The sequence below is a fragment of the Acinetobacter sp. YH12236 genome, from assembly GCF_013417645.1.
Lineage (GTDB): Bacteria > Pseudomonadota > Gammaproteobacteria > Pseudomonadales > Moraxellaceae > Acinetobacter.
Window position 1 is genome coordinate 63,149 of sequence record NZ_VPDM01000018.1, and the last position, 6,921, is coordinate 70,069.

The 6,921-nt window shown below is 42.0% G+C and carries 9 protein-coding genes and 1 rRNA gene; 8 read left to right on the forward strand and 2 right to left on the reverse strand.

Annotation, left to right across the window (positions count from 1 at the left end; all coding sequences use genetic code 11):
* Nucleotides 1-36 precede the first annotated feature (36 nt).
* From FTV14_RS09425 to FTV14_RS09440, 4 genes are all read left to right on the forward strand, one after another.
* A complete protein-coding gene (locus FTV14_RS09425) occupies nt 37-1,023 on the forward strand; it encodes a malate dehydrogenase (protein WP_004786815.1) in 987 nt (328 codons plus the stop codon).
* A gap of 177 nt (nt 1,024-1,200) precedes the next feature.
* A complete protein-coding gene (locus FTV14_RS09430; protein WP_104425714.1) occupies nt 1,201-1,479 on the forward strand; it encodes a DUF2789 family protein in 279 nt (92 codons plus the stop codon).
* A 46-nt stretch (nt 1,480-1,525) separates the two neighbouring features.
* Nucleotides 1,526-1,789: a DUF2789 family protein gene (locus FTV14_RS09435; protein WP_099338244.1), complete on the forward strand. Its 264-nt coding sequence runs from the start codon at nt 1,526-1,528 to the stop codon at nt 1,787-1,789.
* A 116-nt stretch (nt 1,790-1,905) separates the two neighbouring features.
* Nucleotides 1,906-2,163 (forward strand): DUF2789 family protein, encoded by a 258-nt coding sequence (locus FTV14_RS09440; protein WP_104425715.1) that lies wholly within the window; start codon nt 1,906-1,908, stop codon nt 2,161-2,163.
* A gap of 71 nt (nt 2,164-2,234) precedes the next feature.
* On the opposite strand, the gene FTV14_RS09445 is transcribed toward FTV14_RS09440, so the two are convergent.
* Both FTV14_RS09445 and FTV14_RS09450 read right to left on the reverse strand, forming a co-directional pair.
* Nucleotides 2,235-2,762, reverse strand: a complete 528-nt coding sequence (locus FTV14_RS09445; protein ID WP_166139653.1) for a hypothetical protein — start codon at nt 2,760-2,762, stop codon at nt 2,235-2,237.
* 71 nt (nt 2,763-2,833) lie between these two features.
* Entirely contained in the window at nt 2,834-3,436 is a 603-nt protein-coding gene (locus tag FTV14_RS09450; RefSeq protein ID WP_159122608.1) for a 2OG-Fe(II) oxygenase, read from the reverse strand.
* A 113-nt stretch (nt 3,437-3,549) separates the two neighbouring features.
* On the opposite strand from FTV14_RS09450, the gene FTV14_RS09455 reads away from it, so the two are divergent.
* From FTV14_RS09455 to FTV14_RS09470, 4 genes are all read left to right on the forward strand, one after another.
* Complete coding sequence (locus FTV14_RS09455) at nt 3,550-4,407, forward strand: 23S rRNA (adenine(2030)-N(6))-methyltransferase RlmJ (RefSeq protein WP_004786802.1); 858 nt, start codon at nt 3,550-3,552, stop codon at nt 4,405-4,407.
* A 37-nt stretch (nt 4,408-4,444) separates the two neighbouring features.
* Complete coding sequence (gene pssA / locus FTV14_RS09460) at nt 4,445-5,266, forward strand: CDP-diacylglycerol--serine O-phosphatidyltransferase (RefSeq protein WP_005233819.1); 822 nt, start codon at nt 4,445-4,447, stop codon at nt 5,264-5,266.
* A 24-nt stretch (nt 5,267-5,290) separates the two neighbouring features.
* Nucleotides 5,291-6,370, forward strand: coding sequence for a DUF6670 family protein (locus FTV14_RS09465; protein WP_180012345.1), 1,080 nt, complete (start codon nt 5,291-5,293; stop codon nt 6,368-6,370).
* A gap of 436 nt (nt 6,371-6,806) precedes the next feature.
* A 16S ribosomal RNA gene (locus FTV14_RS09470) occupies nt 6,807-6,921 on the forward strand; the annotation flags it as partial.

The window sequence follows — 6,921 nt, forward strand, 5'->3', positions numbered from 1 at the left end:
ATCATTATGACGATCCTCTCAATTGGAGATAATTACATGAAGCAACCTGTTCGCGTTGCCGTTACTGGCGCTGCTGGTCAAATTGGTTACAGCCTATTATTCCGTATCGCAAGCGGTGAAATGCTTGGTAAAGACCAACCAGTTATTCTTCAATTATTAGAAATTCCTGTTGAGAAAGCTCAGCAAGCGCTTAAAGGCGTAATGATGGAACTAGACGACTGTGCTTTCCCATTATTGGCGGGCATGATCGGTACTGATGATCCTAAAGTAGCTTTCAAAGATGCAGACTATGCTCTATTAGTTGGTTCACGTCCACGTGGTCCTGGTATGGAACGTGCTGACCTGCTTAAAGTAAATGGCGAAATCTTCATTGGTCAAGGCCAAGCACTGAACGAAGTTGCTAGCCGTGATGTTAAAGTTCTTGTTGTAGGTAACCCTGCTAACACTAACGCTTACATCGCAATGAAATCTGCTCCAGATCTTCCAGCGAAAAACTTCACAGCAATGTTGCGTCTTGACCACAACCGTGCGTTAACTCAACTTGCTCAAAAAGCGGGTGTTGCAGTTTCTGACATCGAAAACATGACTGTTTGGGGTAACCACTCTCCAACAATGTATGCTGACTACCGTTTTGCGAACGTAAACGGCGAAAGCTTGAAAGACAAAATCAACGATGCAGCTTGGAACAAAGACGTATTCCTTCCAACTGTTGGTAAACGTGGTGCTGCGATCATCGAAGCACGTGGTTTGTCTTCTGCTGCTTCTGCTGCAAACGCTGCAATCGACCATATGCGCGATTGGGCTCTTGGCACAAACGGAAAATGGGTAACTATGGGTATTCCTTCTGACGGTTCTTATGGTATTCCTGAAGGCGTAATGTTCGGTTTCCCTGTAACTACTGAAAACGGTGAATACAAAATCGTTCAAGGTCTTGAAATCGACGAATTCAGCCGTGAACGTATCAACGTTACACTGAACGAGCTTGAAGAAGAGCGCGCTGCAGTTGCTGACATGATCAAATAATTTAATCTTTTTAAGATTAAGTTAAAAAAGCACTCCATTGGGGGTGCTTTTTTATTGCTATATCTAAAAAATTTAAAGAACAAAAAATAACATCTTGTGAAGGAGGGACAACTGAACTTTGCGAGTGGCTCATCTAGTTTAATAAGAAGAATCATCAACAAAAGAGGAGGTACTGAGATGTTAGAGCAGCGACCTACCATGGAACTTTTTTTTGAGCAACTCGGCTTGGATTCAAGCCCGGAAGCAATCGATGAATTTATCAAAACCCATCAGATTGGGATGGACGTCCCCTTACATAAAGCTCCTTTCTGGACCAAAAACCAACATGATTTTCTGATTGGCCACTGGAAAGAAGATGATGACTGGGCAATTTTCGTAGATGTACTCAATGAGCAATTGCATATTGAGGCAGAGGGCAGTGGTTCTTGTGATCTGCCTTCTTTTAAGCATCAATAATATTTTCAAATCAATGAACTGATTATTTTTATGATGGAGTGAGCGAATGGTATTAGAACAGCAAGTGACTTTAGAATTATTATTTGAGCAATTAGGCTTGCCTGCTGATGAAGCATCAATTGATGAATTTACCAAAAATCATCAGCTACCATCAGAAGTGATTTTGCCGGATGCAGATTTCTGGAATGAGGGGCAAAGCGCTTTTCTTCGCGAACACTGGCATCAGGATGATGAATGGATCGTAATCATTGATAAACTGAACCAGCTTTTACATGTCGAAAGTGATAAAGAAGGCCCTGAAAGCAATTAAAGTTTCTTTATACAAAAAGACACAATAAAACCTAGTCCTTTGACTAGGTTTTTTTTGTCTTATCTTATAAGTTAGTCCTATAAATAACTACAATATATCTGATATAAGGAGGGCATATGCTCGGGAAGAACCAACCATCCTTAGAACTGTTATTTTCTCAACTCGGCCTGGCTAACAGCCCGGCGGCAATTGAGCTTTATATACGTACTCATCAGCTACCTGCCCATATGTCACTGCATGAAGCACCGTTCTGGAATAAAGCGCAGCGTTCGCTGTTGATTAGTCATCTGGTACAGGATGATGACTGGGCAATCTGGATTGATGAACTGAATCAGCAATTGCATCTGGATGCAGATCGACGCCGTCTGGCTTGAGTCAATTAAATTAATTCATAAAAAATGCCTCATCAATGTGAGGCATTTTTATAAGAACAGATTTCGTTGTTCTAATGCATACGGCTACGCAGAATCTGGATAAACCATTCCAGTTGACGATATTCATCAAATGCCGGATGCTGGCCTACCAGTTCATGGTCAAACTGGGCCGTTTTACTGTATTTATTTAGCCAGTGACGAGTCATGGCAGGCTCTTTCTTACTGGCAGATGCATAAGCCAGGAAGAAATAAATATCCGCATGCTCATAATTGGTCATTGGTTTTAGAATCTGCTGGGTAATAAGCGCATAATGATCTTCTTTGGTCAGCTCAAAGTAGATCATATAGGCTTTGGCCAGGTGTAAAGACAGATTGATATACAAATCCAGTGGCATTTCTTCAAATTCAATCCGGCCTTGCTCCAGCAGAACAATCGCTTCTTGCAGGAAATGCACCTGCTCTTGACGTAACTGGCTAATAGTCACCAATTGCAGACGAAGATCCGCTCGTTCAAGCGCCAGCTCAGGCGTATTGCCATTTAAAAACAGCTGATCTGTTTCACCAATGCGTGCAATGATCTCTTTGGGGGTTGGTCGCATGAACGCAGTCCTTATATCTCAATGATTGCTATATGAGGCTGAAAATTGAAATTTAAAGCGTGGAAAAAGGATTAGAGCAAACAGGTATCACTTCTTAACCAGGCGGTGATTGATAAACGTTGATGTTTGGCTTTTAAAACTTCATGCATTAAATCACTTTGGAAGAAGGCAATACGGTTTGGTTTAGGCTGGATAATATGCCATTGATCATTTTTATCCTGCAGATGTAGTTCGCCGCCCCAGTTATCTTGCCAATCATCATGCAGATAATAAACCGCAGAAATCATCCGGCCATTTTTGCCTTGAGGATTATCGCGATGCAGGGCATAGAACTCGCCCGCGTTATAGCAGGCAAAATGGGCTTCCACATCTTTAATGCCGAGGAAGAAAGCGCGGTTCAGCTCATGACCTAAAGCCTGTAAGGTTTGCACATGCTGGTTAGAAATTTCCAGATCTTCATTGAGCCAGAGAATGTGATCACTGCGGATATTGCTGACTACGCCATTCTGAATGGCTGCATCACGAAAGCGTTCCAGATTACTGGTACATTCAGCAATCAGCTGTTCAACATAGGATGGGGCATAAGCATTGTCGATCATGCTAAAACCATGCTGATCTAGATCATCAATAATCTGATCAACTGGCCAGGTTGCCGGGAGTTGAACTGCTTCCATAGAAACTCACCTAGAAGGGTAAATTGGGGTCGCGCTATTCTATGTAAGAATCGGGTCTGAACGAAACTATTTTTCATGTTAAAATAGCGGTTGATATTAGGAATTAATGAAACATGAATTACCGTCACCATTACCATGCTGGCAACTTTGCCGATGTCATGAAGCATGTATTGTTGCTTCAATTATTGACTCGACTCAATGCAAAAGATAAACCATATCGCTATGTAGATACACATGGTGGTGCAGGTAAATATGATTTATCCACCTCTGAAGCGCAAAAGTCAGGGGAATTCCTGAACGGTATTCATCGTCTGATCAAGCTGGATGATTCGGTCAAGCGTAATGCGCCAGAAGGCGTACAACAATATTTAAAAATTGTTGAGAAAATGCGTGAAAACTTTGGTAAAGGTGCATATCCGGGTTCACCTTGGTTTGCACTGGAAGGCATGCGTGAAATTGACAAGGCCACCATTTTTGAAATGCAGCGTGATGTGTTCCAGCAGTTACGTCATAACATTTTTGACAAACGCGCCGGTTTGCATGAGCGTGATGCGTATGAAGGCTTGCTCGCAGTCATTCCACCGAAAGAAAAACGTGGTCTGGTGATGATCGATCCGCCGTATGAGCTGGAGCGTAAAGACTTCCCACAGCTGGTTGAATTACTGGTTGCTGCTTATAAAAAATGGCCGACAGGCGTATTTGCAGTTTGGTACCCAATTAAAGACCGTGCCATGATTGAACGTTTCGAGAAGAAAATGTTCAAGACCGGGATTCGCCGTCAGTTGGTATGTGAAATCTGTGTATGGCCAGATGATACACCAGTGGGTTTAAATGGTTGTGGTTTACTGGTGATTAACCCACCTTGGAAGTTCTCTGAAGATGCAGACGAAGCGCTGCAATGGTTATTCCCGCATTTGCGTATGCAGGAAAATGGCGGTCATGCAGCAGTTCGTTGGTTAGTAGGCGAATAATATTTTAAAGATCGGGTCATAGTTAGGATCGACAAGAATGACAAGTACAAATAAGCCGGAACACGAATCTTCGAAAGATTTGCCATTTGATGGCATCACCTTCGAGGTGGAAGAGGTAGAGCATACCCAGGAAGGGCAAAGAGTTAAGCGTCGAGGTATCTATCTGTGGCCTAACCTGATTACAACCGCTGCGTTGTTATCAGGCTTTTACTCGATTATTGCCAGCATGAATGGCGAGTTTCAGCAAGCTATTTATGCGATTTTCTTGGCAGCTTTATTTGATGGTCTCGATGGTCGTGTGGCACGTGCGATTGGGGCACAAAGTCCATTCGGTGAACAGTTCGACTCACTATCCGATATGCTGGCATTTGGGGTGGCACCGGCTATTTTGATGTATAGCTGGGGATTAAGTGATTTAGGCCGTATCGGTCTGGCGGCTTGTTTTGTCTATACGGCTTGTGCAGCTTTCCGTCTAGCCCGCTTTAACGTTCAGATTGGAGTGGTGGATAAACGCTATTTTATTGGCGTTGCAAGTCCATTAGCAGCCGTCATTATTATTTCACTGGTCTGGGTAGGATTGGACTTCCCGGCTGTGTTTGATATTCGTGATTTTACTGTACAAATCATTAATGCTGCGATTATCGTAATCGTTGGCTTATTGATGATTTCTAATATCAAATACTATTCATTTAAAACCGTAGAGCGTAGACGGGTGCCGTTTTTCGTGTTGCCGATCGCGGTGTTTATCTTTGCAGCGATGACTTATAATATTCCGGTAGGGATTCTCGTGATCTCTGTCATCTATGCCTTGTCTGGTTTCCTTACAACCTTTATGGCAAAAAGACAGAGTACCTTATAACAATATAAAAATAAGGAGTTTGAGATGCAGTTTCTTCAAGATTTTCTAGATCGTTCGAAACAGCTGAATCAGACTCCTGCTGTTTCCCAGCATAATCTTGCCTATCATGGGCCAAACCAGAAATATAAAATTATTCATCAGGGCCTGACGCTTCCTGATCTGCCTGCACCCCTTCATTATCTTAATTTTCTGAGTATTATTGGTCAGCCTAATGCACCGATGTTGGCTAACCCGAGTGCTATTCAAACCAATGCACTGGATACAGCCACAGTAATCTGTAGTACCAGTCCGCATATGGCGGGACAATTAAATTGCTATTCAATCAAAAAGGATTGCAAGTTTCAGTATGGCCTGTTTCAGTTTCTAGATCGTGAAAAACTGACCGGCGACTTTCCACATTTTCGTTTACAACGTTTTGATTCTGAACTGGGCTTTGATCTCAGCATCCATACGACCAATCTGATTTCACACTTTACCCAAATGCGCTTTGCACTGGCTGATCATTGGTCTTTGCTTTGTTATTGTCAGGGCACCTTACATTATAAAGATCAGAAATACCTTATCGAGAGTTTAGGTAGTTTTGAATTTGCACGAAGCTTTAATTTTCCCTATTTGCCTTTAGCCTTTCTGACTTATCAGATTATTAACCTGAGTGAAGGACGGCAATTATTGTTGGCACAAATTCGAGATAGTCTGAACAGCATTGTGCAGTCACGAATTTATCTGCGTGACTTGAAAAATATGACCAGTCAAATGTTCGATCAAAAAGTCTATTTCAAGGTGCATCGGGTTTATCCGAGTGTGACTACTCCAAATGGGCAAAAGATGTATCTGCCGCGTGAGTTTGAATGGTGCTATGAAGATGGCAAAGGAATGCAGATCTGGCTGCAGGGACAAAGCCGAGGAGATTTCAAATTTGGTCTGGCTGCGGGTTATGTTGGAAGCTTTAATTACGAAGTTAGAATTAATGGCGAGACTGAGCATGGGGACGGGGGCTACTGTGAATATATAGATTGCCGCTCCTTGCGCTTTCAGGAACACAATAAAAAAGAGAAATTATTAAGTACATTGGCCAATCCTATACCTTTAATGCTCAAAAAATAGGGAAAATCGGCATTTTTGTAGAAATAATAATCAACTGAAGTATTTTCTTAAAAATAGGGGTTGCGCTTGCTTGGGATTGGTCTATAATGCACATCCATCGGCGGTGATGAAGATTAAAACTCCTGATAAAACAGTAACTTAGCATGAGATGGTTGAGTTGGGTTTTAGAGAGAAAGTTTAAAAATAATTTTCATTACTGGTTGACTTTCTAGAGATAGAGAGTAATATAGCCGACCTAGCTTGCTACTGACGAAGTAGCAAGAAGATCATTAAGAGATTATGAAGAACAACTTGTGTGGATTTTTACTGGTTGATTGATCGAAATTATTTTCATTGATTGAATGGTAGAAATTACTCGAAGTTTATTTGAGAAATATTTGTCAGAAAATTGATGAGCCAAGTTTAAGAACTTTACTTATAAAGTTCGAAATGATTTTAACTGAAGAGTTTGATCATGGCTCAGATTGAACGCTGGCGGCAGGCTTAACACATGCAAGTCGAGCGGGGATAGGGTGCTTGCACCTGATTCCTAGCGGCGGACGGGTGAGTAA

Coding starts and splice junctions, on each gene's coding strand:
- FTV14_RS09425 (WP_004786815.1), top strand. CDS start 37: ATGAAGCAACCTGTTCGCGTTGCCGTTACTGGCGCTGCTGGTCAAATT.
- FTV14_RS09440 (WP_104425715.1), top strand. CDS start 1,906: ATGCTCGGGAAGAACCAACCATCCTTAGAACTGTTATTTTCTCAACTC.
- FTV14_RS09465 (WP_180012345.1), top strand. CDS start 5,291: ATGCAGTTTCTTCAAGATTTTCTAGATCGTTCGAAACAGCTGAATCAG.
- FTV14_RS09455 (WP_004786802.1), top strand. CDS start 3,550: ATGAATTACCGTCACCATTACCATGCTGGCAACTTTGCCGATGTCATG.
- FTV14_RS09430 (WP_104425714.1), top strand. CDS start 1,201: ATGTTAGAGCAGCGACCTACCATGGAACTTTTTTTTGAGCAACTCGGC.
- FTV14_RS09445 (WP_166139653.1), bottom strand. CDS start 2,762: ATGCGACCAACCCCCAAAGAGATCATTGCACGCATTGGTGAAACAGAT.
- FTV14_RS09450 (WP_159122608.1), bottom strand. CDS start 3,436: ATGGAAGCAGTTCAACTCCCGGCAACCTGGCCAGTTGATCAGATTATT.
- FTV14_RS09435 (WP_099338244.1), top strand. CDS start 1,526: ATGGTATTAGAACAGCAAGTGACTTTAGAATTATTATTTGAGCAATTA.
- pssA (WP_005233819.1), top strand. CDS start 4,445: ATGACAAGTACAAATAAGCCGGAACACGAATCTTCGAAAGATTTGCCA.